This window comes from Streptomyces sp. NPDC058086 (assembly GCF_042885015.1).
Lineage (GTDB): Bacteria > Actinomycetota > Actinomycetes > Streptomycetales > Streptomycetaceae > Streptomyces.
On sequence record NZ_JBHVST010000015.1, the window covers coordinates 133,254 to 151,350 of the forward strand.

The following is an 18,097-nucleotide window of genomic DNA, read 5'->3' on the forward strand; positions in this document are numbered from 1 at the left end:
CTGGATTCCCTTGTGGAGGGCGGGACTTGAGAAGGGGTTGTCCACAGGGATCCACACCCTCGCAGAGTTATCCACAGGCTGTGCGGAAGATCTGTGGACTTCGGAGGTGATCGTTCCGAAAGCCGCATGCGGGACGAAGAATTCCCGGGTCAAACCATCCGTACACCCACGTTCGAGTGGAAATGCTTCGCTCCAAAGGATTGATCAAGGGAAAAGAGTGGACGAGGGGTGACGTGCGGGGCTGTGGACGAACTTGGGTCCTGTAGGCCGATTTGTCGACGATGTAATGCTTCGTTGTCGACTTGTCCCCAGGTCGAGAAGCACACCTGTGGATAACATCTGTGGATGACGAAAATCGGCAGGTAGGACTGGTGGAATGCGGAGCAGGACAGTGGAAAAGGCCGCGCCGACGAGCCGCCGACGCGGGAGCCCGAACTGGCCTCGATCCGGCCTGGAACCGGCCTGGAACCGGCCTGGAACCGGCCTGGAACCGGCCTCGATCCAGCCTGGATCCGGCCTAGAACCGTCCGTCCTGGCAGCGCGCCAGCCAGTCCGACGCCGCCGAGAACGCACCGTCCGACGTCCCGGGCCGCAGCGGCCGTACGTCCTCCAGGGCGACCCCGGCCCGCGGATAGGACCCGAGGAAGCGCACCTGGGGGCTGATCCGCTTGAGGCCCATCAGCGCCTCGCCCACACGGCGGTCGGTGATGTGGCCCTCGGCGTCCACGGAGAAGCAGTAGTTGCCGATGCCCTGGCCGGTCGGCCTTGATTCGATCCGCATCAGGTTGACGCCGCGCACGGCGAACTCCTGGAGCAGTTCGAGCAGCGCACCCGGGTGGTCGTCGCCGAGCCAGATGACCACGGACGTCTTGTCGGCGCCGGTCGGGGCCGCGGGCCGGGCCGGACGGCCGACCAGCACGAAGCGGGTCTCGGCGTTCGCCGCGTCGTGGATCTCGGTGACCAGCGGCTCGAGCCCGTAGGTCGCCGCCGCGAACTCGCCCGCGAAGGCCGCGTCGTACCGGCCCTCCTGGACCAGCCGGGCGCCGTCCGCGTTCGAGGCCGCCGACTCCCACACGGTGTTCGGCAGGTGGGCGCCGAGCCAGTTGCGTACCTGCGGCTGGGCGACCGGATGGCCGGTGACCGTCTTGATGTCCTTCAGTGCCGTGCCGGGCCTGACCAGCAGGGCGAAGGCGATCGGCAGGACGACCTCGCGGTAGATCATCAGCGGCTCGCCCTTGGCGAGCTCGTCGAGGGTGGCGGTGACACCGCCCTCGACCGAGTTCTCGATCGGGACGAGCGCGCCCGCGGCCTCGCTCGCGCGCACCGCGTCGAGCGCGGCCGGCACGGACACCATGGGTACCAGCTCCCGTGTCGCGGCTTCCGGGAGCGTGCGGAGGGCGGCCTCGGTGAACGTTCCCTCGGGGCCGAGATAGGTGTAGCGCGTCGCCGACATACCCGTCACCCTAATGGGCCCCGTCCTGCGCGGATCACCCTTCCAGCAGCCGCTGACCCACGTATTCCCCCTCCGCCGCCCCGCCCGGCACCGCGAACAGCCCGCTCGTCTCGTGGCGGATGTACGTGGACATGGCGTCGCCCCGGTCGAGCTTGCGCTGCACCGGGACGAAGCCGCGCAGCGGATCCGCCTGCCAGCAGACGAAGAGCAGGCCCGCGTCGGGCACCCCGTCCGTGTCGAAGCCGTCGTGGAAGGAGAACGGACGGCGCAGCATCGCGGCGCCGCCGTTCTGGTCGGGCCGGGTGATCCGGGCGTGCGCGTTGAGGGGGACGACCAGGTTGCCGTCGGCGTCGGTCTTGTCGAGGTTCATGGCGGTCGTCTCGGTGCCACCGGTCAGCGGCGCCCCGGTGGATTTCTTCCGCCCGATGACGTCCTCCTGGGCCTTGACCGACAGCTTCTCCCAGTCGTCGAGGAGCATCCGGATCCGGCGTACGACGGCGTACGAGCCGTTCGCCATCCATGCCGGGTCGCCGGCGGCCGGCACGAAGATGCGCCGGTCGAAGTCGGACTCGGACGGCTTCGGATTGCGGGTGCCGTCTATCTGGCCCATCAGGTTGCGGGCCGTCATCGGCTGGGCCGTGGCGCCGGGCGAGCGGTTGAAGCCGTTCATCTGCCAGCGCACCCGGGCCGCGCTGCCCGCGTCCTTCTGGAGCGTGCGCAGGGCGTGGAAGGCGACCAGGGCGTCGTCGGCGCCGATCTGCACCCACAGGTCGCCGTTGCTGCGCGCCTTGTCGAGGTGGTCGGACGAGAAGTCGGGCAGTGGGTCGAGGGCGACCGGGCGCTGCTTCTCCAGACCCGTCCGCGCGAAGAAGCTGTTTCCGAAGCCGAAGGTGACCGTCAGGGACGACGGTCCGGCGTCACGGGCGACGTCCGTGTCGTCCTGCGCGGCGGCCTCGCCCGCCATCAGCCGCTGGGCCGTCGTCGACCAGCGGCGCAGCAGTGCGGCGGCCTCCTTGCGGCCCGCGCCCGCGGCCAGGTCGAACGCGACGAGGTGGCCACGGGCCTGGAGCGCGGTGGTGATGCCGGGCTGATGTTTCCCGTGAAACATCACCGTGTCCGCGCCGAGCGAGGTCAGGGGCGCTGCCTTGTCGGCGGCGGGCGCTGCCGCGTACCCGGCGGCACCTCCGGCCGCGCCCAGGGCGAGACCGGTGGCACCGGCGGTGCCGAGCAGCCGGCGCCGGGAAAAGACCCCGCCAGAAGAGGGCTTCTGGGAAAGGGTCTCTCCTGGAGGGGTGTTTTCCGTGGTGGCTTCCGGAGTGGGCTGGTCAGCCATGGTGAGGTTCAGCCGATCTTCGCGTTCTTGGTGACGGTCGTCTGGTCGATGTCGGAGGTGCGCACGGTCACCGCGATCTCCCAGTCGCCCGCCATGGGGATCTGCACGCCGATCGCCGACCAGTGGCCGGTGGCGATGCGGTCGGGGGTCACGGGCAGCGGGCCGATCTTCTTGGCTTCCAGGGTGAAGGCGACCTTCACCTCGGGGACGTCGAAGGCCTTGCCGTTCGGCCGTTCCACGAAGACGTGCATCTCGTTGCCGCCGACGCGGGCCGGGTCGAGGGTGACCTCCGCGGTGCCCTTGCCGTCCTGGCCACCCGTGTCGAACGGGAGCTTCAGGGAGAGTGTCCCGGACCGCTGCGAGGAGGACGTGGTGGCCTGCTGGGCCGCTTCCTCCGTGCGCCCCGGCTCGGTGGACGTCAGCACGGTCGTCACGGCCAGCAGGACGACGGCGACGCCCGTCTCGGCGAGCACCGAGCGGCGCAGGCCGGCCCGGGCCGGGTCGGCGTCGCGGAGGCGCTTCTGACGCGCGGTGGTCACGGCGGCCTGCTGCCGGGCGAGTTGATCGGCGCGCCGGGAGTCTCCGGAGTTCGAGCCCCCGGAGTTCGAGCCCCTGGAATCCGAGCCCGCGGAGTTCAAGTCCTCAGAGCTTGAGTCTCTGGAGCTCGCGGGCACCTTCGTCCGCTGTCCGGCGAGAGCCGTCGCCCCGGTTGTCGCCCCGGCTGTCGCCATGGCCTTCGCCCGCGGCGCCTCGGTCAGCTGTGCCGTCCACCGCCGCGAGATCCACGCGATGCCGACGAGGACGGCCACCAGGCCGATCTTGATGAGCAGCAACTGCCCGTACCACGTTCCGGTCAGCGCGGACCAGGAGCCGACCTGGCGCCAGGACTGGTAGATCCCGGTCACGACCAGCACGGTCACGCCGGCGAACGCGACGCGTGAGAACCGCCGTACGGCCACCGCGTCGATCTGCGTCTCGGCGGGCGCCCGGAACAGCGCCACGAGCAGCGTCGACAGCCCGCCGAGCCAGACGGCGACCGCCAGCAGGTGCAGCACATCGATGGGCATCGCGAGGCCCGCCTGGATACCGGTGGAGGCGTGCTCGGCCATCGCCCAGCTTGCCGCCAGGCCCGCCGCGACGACGGCGCCGCCGATCGCGAGCCCGAAGGTGAGGTCCCTCTTCTCGGCATCGGCATCGACGCGGCCCCTGTCGGACGCGCCGCCCTCGTCGGACCCGTCGGCCACGTCGGTCTCATCCGACGCGTCGGCCTCGTCCCGCCGCGCGTACGCCCCGAAGAGCACCGCGATGAACAGCGCGCCCGCGGCGAGCAGCAGCAGCCGCGAGACCAGTGCCGCGCCCGCCTTGGTCTGCAGCACCTGCCCGAGCAGTGTCAGGTCGAAGATGTCGCCGACTTTGCCGGAGCCGACGTAGGAGCCGCGAAGGAGCAGCAGCGCGAGGGTGGCGCCGGTCAGCGTGAGCCACCCGGAGACCACGAGCCGTTGCACCGGACGGACCCCGGCGCCGCGCTGCCAGCAGGCCAGTACGAAGGCCGCGCCACCCACCAGAAGGATGAATCCGGCGTACGAGACATACCGCCCGAACCCATAGAGTGCGCCGACGACTCCACCGCCCACGGCCGGGTCGGAGAGCGCGACGGAGGTCTGCGAGGGCGCGCCGATGGAGAAGGTGAACGCGCCGGAGACGGGGTGGCTGTCCGCCGACACCACCTGGTAGGTGACGGTGAACGTGCCGTCGGGCAGCCCCGAGTGGAGCTTCACGCCGTAGGTGGTGCCGCCCAGGTCGGCCGCCTTCCCGGTGTCGACGCGCTTCCCCTTGGGGTCGAGCACGCGCACCGAGTCGTCGGACATCGCGACCTTCTCGGAGAACGTCAGCGAGATCTGGGCGGGTGCCTGGCCGACCACCGCTCCCTGCTGGGGGTCGCTGCCGGTCAGCGCGGCGTGCGCGGAGGCGGGCGCGGCGCCGGCCAGGACCGCGCCGATCACGGCGAGGAGCAGCAACAGCAGTGCCCGTACCCGAAAAGCGAACCCTCCAGTGGTGGTGGCAGCCGTACGGGGAGCGATGGTCTGTGTCACGGTGATCCCTCCCTCAGTGCCCGGTCTTCGGGTTGTACGTCGCGGACTTCACCGGCATGGAGACCTTCACCGCGCCCGCCTTGGTGAAGTGCAGGGTCACCGACACCTTCTCGCCCTCCAGAGGCTTGTGGGTGAGCTTTTCGAACATGAGGTGGTTGCCGCCGCTCGCGAAGTCGAGTGACCCGTCGGCGGGCACGGCGAACGACTTCTGCTCCTCCATCGCGCCGCCCTTGGTGGAGTGCAGCGTGACGTCGGAGGCGAGGTCGCTGGTGACGGAGGTCAGGGTGTCGGCGCCGCCGGAGTTGGTGACGGTGAAGAAGCCGGCCGCCATGGTGTCGATGACGGGGGCGGGCATGTAGGCGCCGGTGATCTTCAGCTCGGGCTTGCCCGCCTTGTCCGAGGAGGAGTCGTTGGAGCCGCAGCCCGCCAGCGCCAGCGCCAGCGCCGTGGCCGTCAGCGCCGCACATCCCGCGAGACGCCTCGAAGGGGCTCCGGGTCGGCTCACGGATTCTCTCCCTTGATGAGCTTGGGGAGGTCCCTGGTGTAGTCGTCGACGGTGGCGTCCTCGCCGTAGATCACATAGCCCCCGTCGGTCTTCGGCGAGAACGCGATGACCTGGGTGCCGTGCACGGAGACGAGCTTGCCGTTCTTGTCCTTCGCCGTCGGCTCGATGGAGATGCCCAGGGTGCGGGCGCCCGCCTGGATGGTGGGGAAGTCGCCGGTGAGGCCGACGAAGGTGGGGTCGATCCCCTTGAGCCACTTGCCGAGCGCGGCGGGGGTGTCGCGGGCCGGGTCGGTGGTGACGAACACGACCTTGAGCTTGTCCTGTTCGGCCTTGGGCAGCTGCTTCTTGGCGACGGCGAGGTTGCTCATCGTCGTCGGGCAGACGTCGGGGCAGTGGGTGTAGCCGAAGTAGATCAGCGTAGGGACGCCCTTGGTCTCGGCCCGGAAGTCGTACTTCTTGCCGTTTGTGTCGGTGAGGACCAGGTCGGGCTTCTCGAACGCCTTGTCGAGGACCGTGGCCGCCTTGCCCGTGCCGGCCTCGGCGGACACGTCGGCGATGGGCTTGTTGCTGTCGTCGCCGCTGCCGCAGGCGGAAAGGGTCAGTGCGGCGGCGGCGAACAGGGCGGCCGCGGCATACGTCTTCTTGCGCATAGAAAAATGTCCCAGATGTGAGGGCTCCGGTGTGCACCGGGGTCGTACGACCTCTCTGACGAGGGCGTACGACCTACCGGTGCACAACGAAGGGGTGCGGTGGGCCTCAGGCCTCGGTGCGCCGACGGCCGGCCAGAACGCCGTACGCCACGCCCGCCGCGCCGACGACGATGCCGACGACACCGAGGACGCGCGCGGTGGTGTCACTGCTGTCGGAGGAGGAGGAGGAGGCGGAGGTGGACGAGGACGAGGCGGGGGCCGCCGTGGAGGTGTCGGAGGCGTCCTTGGCAGTGCCGGAGGACCCGTGGTGGCCGTCCGTGGACGCGTCGGAGAGCGTGAGCACCGGAGCCGGGTTCTCGGGCTCCTCCTGGCCCTCCTTCTGCGGCTCGATCCAGCGCACGACCTCCTTGTTGTCGTACGTCTGGATCGCCTTGAAGACGAGTTCGTCGGTGTCCTCGGGGAGCGCGCCGACGGAGAGCGGGAACTTCTGGAAGAAGCCCGGCTCGATGCCCTTGCCGGTGGCGGTCCAGGTGACCTTGGTGACGGCCTCGGAGATCTTCTCGCCGTGCATCGTGAGCGGCTTGGCCAGCTTGCTCTTGGTGACCTTCACGGACCAGCCGTCGAGGGGCTGCGGCATGACGGAGGCGAGCGGGTGGTCGGTCGGGAAGTTCACCTCGACCTTGTTGGTCGAGGCGTCGTCGCGCTCGTTGGGGACCTTGAAGTCGACGACGGCGTAACCGCCCTTGGCGGCCTCGCCCTCCGGCTGCACGCTGACGTGCGCGAAGGCGGGGGCGGAGACGGCGAGGACGGCCGAGGCGGCGACGGCACCGGCGGCGGCGATACGGGAAGCCTTCATGGAAGAGAGCACTCCACTTTCAGTCCGATGAGAAGAGAAGGAGGGTGCGCGTGCGAAAGGCGCGATGGGCCCCTGGGGGGTGTCTTCGCGTGCACGCGCGCGTGCCGCACGACGGCATCCCCTTCGGATCGGTCCGGTGGAGTGGCGCGTCGTGTCAGGCGGCGAGGACGAGAGCGGTGGAGTGGGGCGGTCCGCGGCGGACGACGCTGTGCTGGAGCTCGGCGGTACGGGGCTTGGGCGGCGTCAGAAGCGCGGTGCGCCGGGCGCGCGGTGCCGCGTCGGGTGTAGCCGGAAGTCCGGCCCGCAGGGCGCGTACGAGCGCGAGCGCCCCGCGCAGGGACCGTACGAGCGCCCCTTCCGAGACCCCGTGCGCGGACAGCCGTATCAGCCGCAGCAGCGCCAGATCACCGTGGCGCAGCACCCAACCGGCGGCGACGGCCGCGAGGACGTGGCCGAGCAGCATCGGCAGGGACGGCCACACGGACATCGGGGACCCCGTGGCGGCCGACATCGCGTCCGAGGAGTGGGGCATGGGCATGGACATGGACGGAGTCGTGCCGGTGTCGAGCCGTGCGTCAGCGAGGATCTTCATGGCCTGAGCCGGGCTGATCGCCGCCGCGGTCGTGCCGCACACGAGGCGAGCGGCACGTTCCACGAGTGAGGTGTCGGCCATCGACATGGAGCCCGAGCCCGCCGTAGCGGTTCCGGCGAGCCCGAAGAGCGTGTGCAGGGCGGTCTGACCACCCGCGAGCAGCGCGGCGATGCCGGGCAGCGAACGCTCCCGTCCCGCCAGCGCGGCGGCGACGGCGAAGACCGCGAGGAATCCGGCGCCGAGTGTCCACAGCGGGACGGTGGCGCAGGAGGCGAGCCCATGACCGGCCGCGGCCAGCACGACACAGACCGCGGCGAACACCGCGGCCCGCAGAATCCGGAGCTCGTGTCCGGAGCGCGCCCTGCGCTGGTGGGGGGCAGTCATGGCGGGCTCATCATCGCACTGGACCTACCCGCTTCCTACGGCAGGTCCGCAAGATGACGGTCCGCGAGCCGTGGTCCGGAAGATCACGATCTGGGCCGAACCACCCGCACATACACCGAGCGTTGTCGCGTGCGCATCCGCCGTATGGGCGGCATCACGTCTTGCAGGCGATTGCGCACAGGTGGTTGCGGCAATACGTAACGGTATGTCGAGCCGCGGCCGGGAGGCTGGAGCATGAGCATCTGGTGGTCACTCCATTTGCGGCGTGAGGCTGCGAGCGTTCCGCTCGCCAGGCGTCTGCTGCTCGGCACGATGGAGACGGCGGGCGTCGATCCGGACGTCTCGTACGACCTCTCCGTGGCCCTCAGCGAGGCCTGCGCCAACGCCGTGGAGCACGGCGGCGACGCCGCTCCCGGTACCGCGTCCGAGGCCTATCGGGTCACCGCCTACCTCGACGGTGAGAAGTGCCGCATCGAGGTCTCCGACTCCGGCCCGGGCTTCGCCCCGGGCCGTGCGCGTCCCGCGCTCCGCCCGGTCCGCACCGATGCCGAGCACGGCCGGGGGCTGTGCCTGATCCGGGAACTCGCCGATCACGTCCAGATCGGCAACGAACCGGGACGGGGCGGCGCGGTGGTCAGTTTCGACAAGATCCTCAAGTGGAAGAAGGACGCGCCGCTGATGGCGGTTTAGGGCCTGTCCGCCGAACAGGCTCTGGCGCCCGAACAGGCTGTGGCGCCCGGGCAGGCTCTGGCGCCCTGGTAGGGACGGATCGCCAAGGCGGTCTCGCTCAGCGGGAGTTCGGCCCTGACCTCGAAGCCTCCCCCGGGACGGGCCGGCCCGGAGGCGGCCGCCCACGGACTGGGCGCGTTCGCGCATGCCGACGAGACCGAAGCCGCCGCCCGGGACCGGCGGTGTGGGCGGGGCGGATCGGACGGTGCCTCCGTCGTCGGCGACCGTGAGGGTCAACCGGTCGTGGGAGTAGGCGAGCTGGACCTGGGCGGTTCGGGCGGCTGCGTGCTTGGTGACCCTGTGAGGGCGTACGGGCTTGGGACTCGCGGGGGCGTGCGGCGAGGGCGGAGAGGGCCTTGGGGCGGGGCGTACGAGCCTGAAGGCGGCCGGGGGTTACGGGGCGAGGGCCGCCCGTGCTCGGCACGGGCGGCCCTCCGGCGCGTGGGACGGTCAGACGCGGGCCGGTTCCCGTGCGGCCGGGTCGTCGTGCGCCGGGGCGATCGCGGACTGCCGGGTGAGCGCCTCGCCCTCCACGTCGACCTTGGGCAGGATCCGGTCCAGCCGGCGCGGCATCCACCAGGCGGCCTTGCCGAGCAGGGCCAGGACCGCCGGTACGAAGGCCATGCGGACGACGAACGCGTCGAACATGACGGCGATCGCGAGGCCGAAGCCGATCATCTTGATCATCGACTCGCCGGCGCCGATGAACCCGGAGAACACGGCCATCATGATCAGCGCGGCGGCCACGACGACGCGGGCGCTGTGGCGGAAGCCGCTCTGGATGGCCCGGCTGGGGTTGTCGCCATGGACGTAGGCCTCCCGCATCCGGGCGACGAGGAACACCTCGTAGTCCATCGCGAGGCCGAAGACGATGCCCACCAGGAAGATCGGCATCATGCTCATGATCGGCCCGGTGGTCTCCACGCCGAGGAGCGAGGCCAGCCAGCCCCACTGGAAGACCGCGACGACGGAGCCGAGGGCGGCGAGCACCGAGAGGAGGAAGCCGACGGCGGCCTTGATCGGGACCAGGATGGAGCGGAAGACCACCATCAGGAGCAGGATGGCCAGGCCCACGACCACGATCAGGTAGGGGATCAGCGCGTTCTGCGTCTTCTGGGCGACGTCGATGTTCAGGGCGGTGGTGCCGGTGACCTCGAACTCGGCGCGGGTCGAGGCCTCGGTGGCGGGGCGCTCGTTCCGGATGGTCTTGACGAGGTCCTGGGTCTTCGTGTCGGTGGGCGCGGTGGAGGGGACGGCGGAGAAGACCGCGGTGTCACCCGCGGGGTTGAAGCGTGCGGGGGAGACGGACACGACCCCGTCGGTGGCCTTGATCTTCTTCTCGATGGTCGTGACCGCGGTCTTGGGGTTCGCGGCGCCCTTGGCGTCGACGACGATGGTCAGGGGGCCGTTGAAGCCGGGGCCGAAGCCCTTGGCGAGGTCGTCGTAGGCGCGGCGCTCGGTCGTCGAGGTGGGCTTGGCCTCGGCGCCGGGCATGCCCAGTTGGAGGTCCATGACGGGCACGGCGAGGGCGCCCAGCCCGGCGACCGAGGCGATCAGGACGGGCACCGGGCGGCGCAGGACGAAGCGTGCCCAGCGGCTGCCGCCGTTGTTCTCGCCGCCCTCCTTGATCCGTCCGCGCTTGCGGGAGCGGCGGGAGAGTACGGCGTTGGGCCAGAAGCCGAGGAGGGCCGGAACGAGTGTCAGCGCGATGAAGACGCCGACCATGACGGCTCCGGCGGCGGCGAGGCCCATCTTGGTGAGCATGGGGATGCCGACGACGGAGAGGCCGGCGAGGGCGATGACGACGGTGAGGCCGGCGAAGACGACGGCGGATCCTGCGGTGCCGGTGGCGAGGCCCGCGGCTTCCTGCGGTGTGTGGCCCTTGGCGCGTTCCTCGCGGTAGCGGGAGACGATGAAGACGGCGTAGTCGATGCCGCAGGCGAGGCCGAGCATGGTGGCGAGCGTGCCGGTGGTGGAGGAGAGGCCGAACGCGCTGGACAGGGCCATGATCGCGGCCATCGAGACGCCCACACCGAGGACGGCCGTGAGCAGCGGCAGCCCGGCGGCGGCCATCGAACCGAAGGTGATCAGCAGGACGACGGCGGCGATCGCGATACCGATCGCCTCGGCCGAGCCGCCCGCGGCGGGCTGGGTCGCCAGCGCGTCACCGCCGACCTCGACGGTCAGACCCGCGTGCTTGGCCTGCGTGATGGCGTCCTCTAGGTGGTTCTTGGTCGCGTCGGTGAGGTCGTCGGCCTTCACCTTGTAAGTGACGGTCGCGTACGCCGTCGTCGCGTCCTTGCTCACCGCGTTCGCCTGGAACGGGCTGACCGCGCCGGCGACCTGCGAGCCGTCGGCCGCCTCGTCCACCAGCTTGTCGATGGTCTTCTTGTTCTCGGCAGCGGTGATCTTCTGCCCGTCGGGGGCCACGAAGACGATCCGGGCGTTCGCCCCGTCGGCCTTCGCCCCGGGGAAGCGCTGCTCCATGAGGTCGAACGCCTTCTGGGACTCGATGCCCGGCATGGAGTTCGAAGCGTCGGGGGCGGCGGGTGCCTTGGCGGCGCCGAAGCCGACCGCGGCCAGGACGGCCACCCATATGAGGGCGACGTACCAGCGTCGCCGGAAGGCCGTACGGCCCAGTCGATAGAGGAAAGTAGCCACGGGAGGGGTCTCCAAGGTCTGTGTTCGGGGCAGCGAGCGGTGGGGTGCTGCGAGGGGACGGGCATGCCGGGGTGTCCCGTGGCCCGGAGGCGGCGTCGTCGGCGCCGGGGTCGGAGGCCGAGGGGGGAAGAGCGTCGGGCCGGAGTGGGCGTGGCAGGCGCGTCAGGCCGGGGTCGGCGTCCTGCGGCCCCGCGTTTCGAGGCCTTGCGTTTCGAGGCCCTGCGTCTCGCGGTTCTGCGTCTCGCGGTTCTGTGTCCCGCGGTTCTGTGTCCCGCGGCTCTGGAGGAGGCCGAAGCCCGCGCCGAGCGAGACGAGGCCCATACCGGCCGCGGCCGTGATCCCCTGCACGCCGTCGAGGGCGAAGCCGGCGGCCGCGGCGACGACTCCGTTGAAGAGGAACAGGAACCAGAGCACAGGACGGGAGGAGAGGAACGACTTGATCGGTTCCTTCTTGGCGATGCGGGAGCCGGCCACGAGGGAGAGGGCGATCCCGCCGTAGGTGGCCACGTCCTTCTGCGTGCCGTCGAGTACGGCACCGGAGGCCACGGTGGCGGAGAGGCCGACCAGGAACAGCGACCAGAGCACGATCGAGGAGAGCAGCGACTTCATGAACCTTTTCCTTCGGCGGGGAGTCTGTAGGGGCGTGAGCTTCCGGATTCAACGATCCCGTCGGAAGCTCGCCGCCACGAGTGAGTGCTCTCCCGAACCTGTGGTGTAGCGGGCTACACCATCTATCTGGAGCCTGCTCTCCCGCGCAGCCGCACCGGGCGTGCCTAGCCTGGACGGCATGGGTACGACAGTGCGGCAGGCAGCGCGAGCCACGGTCCAATTGGGACGGGCCGCCGTACTGGCGTTCGGCTCGATCATCTTCATCACGGTGCTGCTGATCACGGCGGTCGCCACCCTCGTGGTGGTCGGTGCCGGACTGCTGCCCGAGACGGTGCTCCTGGTGCGCCGCTTCGCCGGTTCCAAGCGGCGCCAGGTCGCCGAGTGGACGGGCCGCGAGATCCCCGAGGCGTACCAGCGCATCGAGGGCTCCCTCCGTCGGCGGATGCGCACGGCGGTCCGTGACCCGGGCACCTTCAACGACCTGCGCTGGATGGTCGCCCACTACGCCTACGGCTTCCTGGGCGTCCTCGCGCTGCCGCTGTGGCCGGCGGGCCTGCTCGTCGACGGCGTACGGCAGGGTGTGCTGGGCCGTTCACCGCTGGTCCTGCCGCTGATCAGCCGTCTCGCGGACCTCGACGCCGCCTGGTCCACCAACCTGCTCAAGCCCTCACCCAAGGCGCTGCTCGCGGAGCGGGTCGAGGAACTGACCGAGACCCGGGCGGGCGCGGTCGCCGCGCACGAGGCCGAACTGCGCCGCATCGAGCGGGACCTGCAAGAGGGTACGCAGGCGCGGCTGGTGTCGCTCTCCATGCGGATCGGTATCGCCAAACGGGCGTACGAACGCGACCCGGACGCCGCCCGCAAACTCCTCGACGACGCCCAGGACCAGGCCGAAGAGGCGCTGACCGAACTGCGTCACGTCGTCCGTGGCATCCACCCGCCGATCCTCACCGACCGTGGTCTCGTCGGGGCGGCGCGGGCGCTCGCGGCGAGCAGCGGGCTCGACGTGACCATGGACGTGGACGGTCTGGAGGACGGGGCGCAGAGCGGGGTCCGGGCCCCCGCGGCGATCGAGGCGGCCGCGTATTTCGTGCTGGCCGAGGCCCTGACGAACGCGGGCAAGCACAGCGGCTCGGAGCGGGCGGCGGTCCTGCTCGCCCGTACACCGACGGGGTTGAGCGTGGTCGTCCGTGACGAGGGCCGCGGCGGCGCCGACGAGGCGGCCGGTTCGGGACTGCTCGGCATGCGACGGCGGGTCGCCGCGCTCGACGGGGCCGTGCGACTGACCAGCCCTGTCGGGGGGCCGACGGTGATCAAGGTGGACCTGCCGTACGCGTGGTGACGCCTCCGGCGTTTTCGCGCTCCCCGGAGAGGGCGATTTCCCGTCGACTTCAGCTTTCTCAGAATTCTTACCCTCCTCACAGCCCCACCCCATGCCCCTGACGGCTGCCCTTCCTAGCTTTCCGATCATGACGAGAAGCCACAAAGACACATCGGTCACCCGGCGCCGTGCGCTCGCGGTGACGGGCGGCACGGTCGCCGCGGGCGGGCTCGCGGTAGCGGGCTACCAATCGGCGTTCGCCGACGAGACGACCACCGCCGCCGACGCCGAGGCGACCGCCTCGGCGTCCTCCACCAGCAGTGGCCAGTGCGTGCTGATGTCCAGCGTCACGGAGGGGCCGTACTACCTCGACGGGGCTCTGGTGCGCAAGGACATCACCGAGGGCAAGGGCGGCGTCCCGCTGACGCTGCGCATCACGGTGCAGGACACCACCGACTCCTGCGGCCCGGTCGCGGGCGCGGCCGTGGAGATCTGGCACTGCGACGCCTGGGGCTACTACTCCGGCTACACCACCGCCAACCCCGGCGGCTCCGCGCCCGCCGAGAGCGAGGACGGCTCGACCGCCAACGACCAGACGTACCTGCGCGGCTATCAGGTCGCCAACGCCAACGGGGTCGTCAAGTTCGAGACGATCTTCCCCGGCTGGTACACGCCCCGCACCACGCACATCCACGTCAAGGTGCACACCGGCGGCGAGAAGGCGGACGGCACCTACGAGGGCGGCAAGGTCAACTTCACCGGGCAGCTCTTCTTCGACGACGACATCGCCGCCGAGGTCCAGGCCCTGGAGCCGTACTCCAAGCACACCGGCAGCTACACCAAGCTCGCCGACGACATGGTGTACGACGGCGGCGGCACCTCCAGCGGGCTGCTCGCCCTGAAGCCGGTCCACAAGAAGGACCCGTCCAAGGGCTTCAAGGGGTCCATCATCCTGGGCATCGACCCCGACGCCGAGAGCACCGGCGCGGGCAGCGGTGGTGGTGGTACGCCCCCGAGCGGTGCGCCGAGCGATGCTCCGACCGGTACGCCGCCGAGCGGCGCCCCGAGCGACAGTGCCAGTCCGTCCGCCTCGGCGTCCTCGTCCTCTTAGGGCTCGCGCATGAGCAGCCGCGAGGACGAGACGCTGGCGCGGGCCGCCGTGGCCGCGCTGACAGGGCAACTGGAGCTCACCCCCAAGCCCGGCCTGCCCGATCCGCGCGATCTCGGGGCCCGGGCGACCCGCCGGGACCTGTGTTCCCTGCGCTGGTCGGCCAAGGCGCTGACGCCCGGCCTCGCGGCCATGGCGGCCGCCGCCCGCCGCACCGGCCGGCCCACGCCCGAACTCCGCACGGAACTGGGCGCGATCGGCCGGTCCACCGAACACTCGCTGACGCTGGCGGGCGGTGGGCACCGCGGTGCGCTGTGGGTCCTGGGCTTCCTGGTCGCGGGGGCGGCCCTGGACCCAGGGGCCAAGGGTGCCGAGGTCGCCGCCACCGCCAAGCGGATCGCGGCGCACCCCGACAGGCGGGCGCCCCGGCGGCCTTCCCGGGGGTCCTCCATGTCCGCGAAGTACGGGGCGGCCGGGGCGCGGGGCGAGGCACGCGCCGGATTCCCGCACATACGACGGGCGTTGGACGCGCTCGCCGCCTCACGCTCCGCCGGTGCGTCCGAGCCGCACGCCCGGCTGGATGCCCTCCTCACCGTCATGTCCACCCTCCAGGACACCGAGTTGCTGTACACGGCGGGCCCGCACGGGCTCCGGCACGTCCAGGCGGGTGCCCGGGGTGTGCTGGAGGCGGGCGGTACGGCGACGGAGGCCGGCCGCGCGGCTCTGGCCGCCTTCGACGACGACCTCCACACGCGCGCGTGGAGCCCTCGTGGCACGGGGGGACTGCTCGCCGGCGCCCTGTTCGTGGACTCGCTTCCGGTGGTGGTCAGTTCACCGGTACGGGTTGCTGCCTGACCTGGTCCCGGTCCCGGTCCCGGTCCCGGTCCTGGTCCTGGTCCTGGTCCTGATTCCGGTCCCTGTCCTGATTCCGGTCCTGGTCCTGATTCCGGTCCTGGTCCCGGTCCTGGTCCCGGCGGTGGGCTGTCGCCTCGCGTGTGGCGGCCCACCGCACCGCCGGGCCCATCCCGTACGAAGCCCCCAGCATCAGTCCCCCCAGCAGCAGCCATCCCGGCGTGCCCCAGCCCACCAGCAGCGCGGTCAGGACCAGCGGACCCGCGGTGCGCGCCACCGTGACGCCCGTGCCGAAGAAGCCCTGGTACTCGCCCATGCGGTCGGCCGGGGCGAGGTCGAAGCCCACCTGCCAGGAGCCTGCGGACTGCTGCATCTCGGCGACGACCTGGAGCACCGCGCCCGCCACCAGGACCCCGGCCGCGACCCACGGCGAGGCACCGGCCGACAGCGCGAAGACCGCGCAGGACACCAGCATCATGAGTCCGGAACGGCGTATCGCGCGCGTGGCCGGGGCGAGGCCCGTGACACCGCGCGCCATCCGCACTTGGAAGACCATCACCGCAACGGTGTTGAGGACGAACAGCGCGGAGACCAGCCAGGCGGGCGCCTGGGTGCGCTCGGTGATCCACAGCGGGATGCCCAGACTGAGCAGCGGCATCCGCAGCAGCAGCACGGTGTTGAGGAACGTGACGAGCACGTACGGGCGGTCGCGCAGGACACCGGCCCCGTGACCGGGCCGTACGGTCACTCGCGGCACGGACGGCAGCCGCAGCAGCACACCCGCACAGAGCAGGAAGCTCACCGCGTCCAGCGCGAACACCCCGAGATACGCGTGCCGTGTGCCGGCGTGCAGTGCGAGGCCGCCGAGGCCCGCCCCCACCGCCAGGCCGGCGTTGAGGGTCGACTGAAGATGGGCGAGCAGCCCGGTCCGCTCCCCGGCCGGTATCAGCCCGGCGAGCAGCGCCTGCCGGGCCGCCGCGAGCCCCGACTGCGCGGAGGCGTACGCGCAGGCCGCGAGGACGAAGGGCAGGAAGCCGCGGACGACCAGGAAGGACGCCACCGCCGCTCCGGTCGCGAGGGCCAGCAGCACCGCCGTGCCACGCGGCCCGCGCCGGTCGGCGAGCCGCCCCAGCGGGACGCCCACGAGAGAGCCGATCGCCCAGGCGACGGTCAGTCCGAGCCCCACTCGCGCGGGGGCCAGTCCCACGACATGGGTGAAGTACAGCGCGGAGGTCACGTAATAGGCGCCGTCGCCCACGGAGTTGGTCAGCTGGGCGAGGGCCAGGACGCGTTGCGGTCCCGCGGGCGGGACGAGGCGGCTCGACTGCGCGGATGCTGCCGGATTCGTCATGGCTTCGACGCTACGAGCCCGGTGGACCCGTCAACAGGCCCAATCCTCACGCCTTTTTGCGACCCAATCGGCTCCCGCCCGACACCCCCTGGCTCCCGTCCAGCACTCGCCCCAACGCCTCCAGCGCTTCCGGATAGATCCGCTCCCGGGGAGTCCCGTAGCCCACGACCAAGCCCTGAGGCCGCCCCTCGCCGCGCTCGTGCCAGTGCTCGCCGAGATGCCCGACGGCGAGACCCTCCTCCTCCGCCCGCGCCAGTACCTCCGCCTCGTCCGCCACGTCCACCAGCGCGTGCAGCCCGGCCGCGATACCGCGCACGCTCCTGCGCGCACCAAGCCGGTCGAGCAGCTGGTCCCGGCGCCGCCGGTACCGCAGCCGGCAGGCGCGCACATGACGGTCGTACGCGTGGCTGGTGATCATCTCGGCCAGCGCCAACTGGCCGATGGACTCGGTGTGATGGTCGCTGTGCAGTTTCACGTCGGCCACCGCGTCGACCAGGTGCGGCGGCAGCACCATCCAGCCGAGCCGCAGCGCGGGCCCGAGCGTCTTGGACGCCGTACCCAGGTAGGCGACCTGCCCCGGTGCCATGCCCTGGAGGGCGCCGACGGGTTGCCGGTCGTAGCGGAACTCACCGTCGTAGTCGTCCTCGACGATCAGCCCGCCCCGCGCGCGTGCCCAGTCGGTGAGCGCCCGCCGCCGCTCGGGGTGCAGGGTCACCCCGGTCGGGTACTGATGGGCGGGCGTGACGACGACCGCGTCCGCCTGCGAGGAAGTCAACTCCCCGGCGCAGGCGCCTCGTTCGTCCACCTTCAGCGGCACCACCGTGCCCCCGCCCCGCCGCACCACGTCCCGGTGGAACGGGAGCCCGGGGTCCTCCATCGCCACCACCCCGCCGTCCAGCACCCGTGTGAGGAGCGCGAGCCCCTGCACGTACCCCGAGGTGATCACGATCCGCTCGGGCGGCGCGATCACACCCCGGGCCCGTCCCAGGTAGCCCGAGAGCGCCGTCCGCAGTTCGATCCGGCCGCGCGGGTCCCCGTAGTCGTACGCCAGGGAGGGCGCCGTCGCGATCGCGCGGCGCAGTGCCCGCAGCCACGCCGCGGCCGGGAACGTACCGACGTCCGGGCTGCCGGGCCGCAGATCGAAACGGGGCGCACGCGCGCGGGGCGCCCCGACGGCCTCCGACACGGCGTCCGCGGGAAGCACCGCGACCTCTGTGCCCGACCCCTGCCGGGCCGTCAGGTACCCCTCGGCGACCAGTTGGTCGTACGCCCCCTTGGCCGTCCCGCGCGAGATGCCGAGTTCGGCCGCGAGCCGCCGGGTCGGGGGCAATCGTGTGCCCGGAGCGAGCCGTCCGTCACGCACCGCGTCCCGCAGAGCCCGTTCGAGCCCGGTCCTGCGCCCCGCGGCCACGTCCGGCTCCAGATGCAGATCCACCCCGACACCGGACCAGAAGTCGTCGCGCACTAATCCCCCCCGTGAGTTCCCGCGCCCAAAGAGGCGCGGGGAACTGCGACCAGCAACGGCCTACCCGCAGACGAATGGCCGGGCACTTCTCGTACCCGGCCATCAGCCCTACGTCAGCCCTACATCAGCCCCACG

At 71.3% G+C, this 18,097-nt stretch carries 15 protein-coding genes and 1 pseudogene; 4 read left to right on the forward strand and 12 right to left on the reverse strand.

Going from position 1 to position 18,097, the window contains the following annotated elements:
* Positions 1-517: 517 nt before the first annotated feature.
* From pheA to ACFVWD_RS14905, 7 genes are all read right to left on the reverse strand, one after another.
* Positions 518-1,453, reverse strand: a complete 936-nt coding sequence (gene pheA, locus ACFVWD_RS14875) for a prephenate dehydratase (protein ID WP_101398990.1) — start codon at positions 1,451-1,453, stop codon at positions 518-520.
* A gap of 34 nt (positions 1,454-1,487) precedes the next feature.
* Positions 1,488-2,786, reverse strand: coding sequence for an iron uptake transporter deferrochelatase/peroxidase subunit (gene efeB / locus ACFVWD_RS14880; protein ID WP_389596256.1), 1,299 nt, complete (start codon positions 2,784-2,786; stop codon positions 1,488-1,490).
* A gap of 8 nt (positions 2,787-2,794) precedes the next feature.
* Positions 2,795-4,879: a copper resistance CopC/CopD family protein gene (locus ACFVWD_RS14885; RefSeq protein WP_389596258.1), complete on the reverse strand. Its 2,085-nt coding sequence runs from the start codon at positions 4,877-4,879 to the stop codon at positions 2,795-2,797.
* A 13-nt stretch (positions 4,880-4,892) separates the two neighbouring features.
* A complete protein-coding gene (locus ACFVWD_RS14890) occupies positions 4,893-5,384 on the reverse strand; it encodes a copper chaperone PCu(A)C (RefSeq protein WP_389596260.1) in 492 nt (163 codons plus the stop codon).
* The gene (locus ACFVWD_RS14895; protein WP_389596262.1) at positions 5,381-6,034 is read right to left on the reverse strand and encodes an SCO family protein; all 654 of its coding nucleotides are present in this window, start codon (positions 6,032-6,034) and stop codon (positions 5,381-5,383) included. The genes ACFVWD_RS14890 and ACFVWD_RS14895 overlap by 4 nt, the downstream gene beginning before the upstream one ends.
* A gap of 106 nt (positions 6,035-6,140) precedes the next feature.
* Positions 6,141-6,890, reverse strand: coding sequence for a YcnI family protein (locus ACFVWD_RS14900; RefSeq protein WP_389596264.1), 750 nt, complete (start codon positions 6,888-6,890; stop codon positions 6,141-6,143).
* Between the two features lie 154 nt (positions 6,891-7,044).
* Positions 7,045-7,866, reverse strand: coding sequence for a hypothetical protein (locus tag ACFVWD_RS14905; protein WP_389596266.1), 822 nt, complete (start codon positions 7,864-7,866; stop codon positions 7,045-7,047).
* 234 nt (positions 7,867-8,100) lie between these two features.
* Here ACFVWD_RS14905 and ACFVWD_RS14910 point away from each other — a divergent pair, with 234 nt between their 5' ends.
* Complete coding sequence (locus ACFVWD_RS14910; protein WP_168493464.1) at positions 8,101-8,556, forward strand: ATP-binding protein; 456 nt, start codon at positions 8,101-8,103, stop codon at positions 8,554-8,556.
* Here the strand turns inward: ACFVWD_RS14910 and ACFVWD_RS14915 are convergent.
* The 3 genes and pseudogenes from ACFVWD_RS14915 to ACFVWD_RS14925 all read right to left on the reverse strand — a co-directional run.
* A pseudogene (locus ACFVWD_RS14915) lies at positions 8,553-8,892 on the reverse strand (ATP-binding protein); the annotation flags it as partial. The gene ACFVWD_RS14910 and the pseudogene ACFVWD_RS14915 overlap by 4 nt on opposite strands.
* A gap of 153 nt (positions 8,893-9,045) precedes the next feature.
* On the reverse strand, positions 9,046-11,256 hold the full coding sequence (locus tag ACFVWD_RS14920; RefSeq protein ID WP_389596268.1) for an MMPL family transporter: 2,211 nt from the start codon (positions 11,254-11,256) through the stop codon (positions 9,046-9,048).
* A gap of 162 nt (positions 11,257-11,418) precedes the next feature.
* Complete coding sequence (locus tag ACFVWD_RS14925) at positions 11,419-11,865, reverse strand: hypothetical protein (RefSeq protein WP_389596269.1); 447 nt, start codon at positions 11,863-11,865, stop codon at positions 11,419-11,421.
* Positions 11,866-12,043: 178 nt separating this feature from the next.
* Between ACFVWD_RS14925 and ACFVWD_RS14930 the strand changes: the two genes are divergently transcribed.
* From ACFVWD_RS14930 to ACFVWD_RS14940, 3 genes are all read left to right on the forward strand, one after another.
* Complete coding sequence (locus tag ACFVWD_RS14930; protein WP_389596270.1) at positions 12,044-13,207, forward strand: sensor domain-containing protein; 1,164 nt, start codon at positions 12,044-12,046, stop codon at positions 13,205-13,207.
* Positions 13,208-13,334: 127 nt separating this feature from the next.
* Positions 13,335-14,297, forward strand: a complete 963-nt coding sequence (locus ACFVWD_RS14935; RefSeq protein WP_389596272.1) for an intradiol ring-cleavage dioxygenase — start codon at positions 13,335-13,337, stop codon at positions 14,295-14,297.
* 9 nt (positions 14,298-14,306) lie between these two features.
* On the forward strand, positions 14,307-15,149 hold the full coding sequence (locus tag ACFVWD_RS14940) for a triphosphoribosyl-dephospho-CoA synthase (RefSeq protein ID WP_389596274.1): 843 nt from the start codon (positions 14,307-14,309) through the stop codon (positions 15,147-15,149).
* On the opposite strand, the gene ACFVWD_RS14945 is transcribed toward ACFVWD_RS14940, so the two are convergent.
* The gene (locus ACFVWD_RS14945) at positions 15,121-16,497 is read right to left on the reverse strand and encodes an MFS transporter (RefSeq protein ID WP_389596276.1); all 1,377 of its coding nucleotides are present in this window, start codon (positions 16,495-16,497) and stop codon (positions 15,121-15,123) included. The genes ACFVWD_RS14940 and ACFVWD_RS14945 overlap by 29 nt on opposite strands.
* A 46-nt stretch (positions 16,498-16,543) precedes the next feature.
* Complete coding sequence (locus ACFVWD_RS14950; protein WP_389596278.1) at positions 16,544-17,962, reverse strand: PLP-dependent aminotransferase family protein; 1,419 nt, start codon at positions 17,960-17,962, stop codon at positions 16,544-16,546.
* Between the last annotated feature and the right edge of the window lie 135 nt (positions 17,963-18,097).